This window comes from Terrisporobacter muris (assembly GCF_024621905.1).
Classification (GTDB): domain Bacteria; phylum Bacillota; class Clostridia; order Peptostreptococcales; family Peptostreptococcaceae; genus Terrisporobacter; species Terrisporobacter muris.
Genome location: NZ_JANKBY010000478.1, coordinates 1 through 2,074 on the forward strand (window position 1 = coordinate 1; position 2,074 = coordinate 2,074).

At 24.1% G+C, this 2,074-nt stretch carries 3 protein-coding genes; all 3 read left to right on the top strand.

Annotated elements, in window-relative coordinates:
• The first annotated feature begins 51 nt into the window (after positions 1-51).
• Positions 52-357, top strand: coding sequence for a PadR family transcriptional regulator (locus tag NSA58_RS19500; protein ID WP_039679987.1), 306 nt, complete (start codon positions 52-54; stop codon positions 355-357).
• A 260-nt stretch (positions 358-617) separates the two neighbouring features.
• A complete protein-coding gene (locus tag NSA58_RS19505) occupies positions 618-1,274 on the top strand; it encodes an ABC transporter ATP-binding protein (protein ID WP_039679988.1) in 657 nt (218 codons plus the stop codon).
• On the top strand, positions 1,274-2,029 hold the full coding sequence (locus tag NSA58_RS19510) for an ABC transporter permease (RefSeq protein ID WP_074080125.1): 756 nt from the start codon (positions 1,274-1,276) through the stop codon (positions 2,027-2,029). The genes NSA58_RS19505 and NSA58_RS19510 overlap by 1 nt, the downstream gene beginning before the upstream one ends.
• Positions 2,030-2,074 lie beyond the last annotated feature (45 nt).

Consider the following 2,074-nt stretch of genomic DNA (forward strand, 5'->3'; position numbering starts at 1 on the left):
TATATATGGATTAAAATAGAATTATATAAATATAACTAAGGAGTTGAGTTTTTGAAAGATCAAATAATTAGGAAAATTTTTAATGGATTAATATATATTCATATACTGCATCATGGTAATGAGCAATGTTTTTATGGGAGTTGGATGATTGAAGAATTAAAAGAACATGGATATAATATAAGCCCTGGAACATTATATCCAACATTAAAATCAATGGTAGATGAAGGATATTTACTTAAAGAAGAGAAAAATGTTAATGGGAAAATAAGAAAATACTATAAGAATACTGATAAAGGTAATGAATTATTAAATGATTTAAAGGAAAATTTAAAAGAGTTAGTAAATGAAGTTTTATAAAAGAAGTAAGATATTGTAAATCAATATCTTATCTTTTTTATTGTAAAAATTTATTATACATGTTAATATCAAATTATGATATCGAAAGATGATATTGATAGAGGATGGATAAGTGAACATTATAGAAAATAGACAGAGTATAAGAAAATGTATTATACAAATATCTCTTGTAGAAATATGATATGCTCAGTCTAAAGATATAAAAAGAAGAAAAGTAGACGAAAAAAAGTACATTATAATGTTTGGTAAGTGAGGAATATATGAAAATAATTCAGCTAGATAATATAAGATATGAAGATAATGAAAATGTGATTTTAGATGGAATTACAATAGATATAAATAAAGGAGATTGTATATCTATAATAGGTGAATCTGGAAGTGGAAAAAGTACATTATTAAAAATATGTGGAGATTTGATAGAAGTAAAAGAAGGAAGTATTAAGTTTAAAGGAAAAGAATACTCTTATTATGAATCAACGGACTTAAGGAAAAAAATTAGTTATTCTATTCAAATACCATATTTGTTTGGAAATACAGTTTATGATAATTTAGAATTTCCTTTTAAAATAAGAAATAAAGAAATAGACAATGAAAGAATAATTAATTTGTTGAAGAGATTTAAACTAAAAGAAGATATAATAAATAAAAATATAAATTTATTATCTGGAGGAGAGAAACAAAGAATAGCTTTTATAAGAAATATTATTTTTACACCAGAAGTTTTATTGTTAGATGAAATAACATCTGCTTTAGATATTGAAAATACAAAAATTATAGAAGATTATATAGAAGAACTAAATAAAGAAGGAGTAACTATATTATGGGTTACTCATAGTGAGAAACAAAGTGAAACTATATTCAATAAAAGGATAACTGTATCAAAAGGAAAAATTGAAAAATTAGAGGAGTTTAACTAATGAAAACAGAGGCGTTAATTTTATCATCAGTATTACTAATAATTCCTATTATGATTTCATACAAAGAAAAATTAGAATTAAATAGAGATATTATAATTAGTATGTTAAGAGCAATAATTCAACTATTAGTAATTGGATATGTATTAGATTTTATATTTGGGCTAGACAAGTTAATTTATACAGCTGTATTAGTCTTAGTAATGATTTTTAATGCAGCCATTAATACAAGGAAAAAAGGATTTCTTATAGAAAATCAAGTTTTAATATCATTTATATCTATTTCTATAGGAACGGTCGCTACTTTAGGTATTTTAATTGGATCAAAAGCAATAGAACATACTCCTAATGAAGTAATACCTGTAGCAGGAATGATAATAAGTAATTCAATGGTTGCCATAGGACTAAGTTATAGAAACTTAGTTAATAATTTTAAAAATAATTCAATAGCAGTCGAAGTTAAGTTATCCCTAGGAGCAAGCATAAAAGAAGCATCAGCTGAGATAATTAGAGAGAGTATTAAAATATCCATAATGCCAACTATTGATTCTGCTAAAACTTTAGGAATAGTTTCATTACCAGGGATGATGACAGGATTAATTCTGGCAGGCTCATCTCCAGTGGTTGCAGTTAAATTTCAGATAATGGTTACTTTTATGATTTTATCATCTTCGTCCATAGCTACAATTATAGCAACTTATTTAAGTTATAAAAAATTCTTTAATGATAGAAAGCAGTTAAAATCAATTGTAGATTAAATATATTAATAGATTATTGATATAATATTTAAATAGAAGGAAATA

Bases quoted from the DNA above. Each gene is read 5' to 3' on its own strand.
- NSA58_RS19505 (WP_039679988.1), top strand. From the start codon at position 618: ATGAAAATAATTCAGCTAGATAATATAAGATATGAAGATAATGAAAAT.
- NSA58_RS19510 (WP_074080125.1), top strand. From the start codon at position 1,274: ATGAAAACAGAGGCGTTAATTTTATCATCAGTATTACTAATAATTCCT.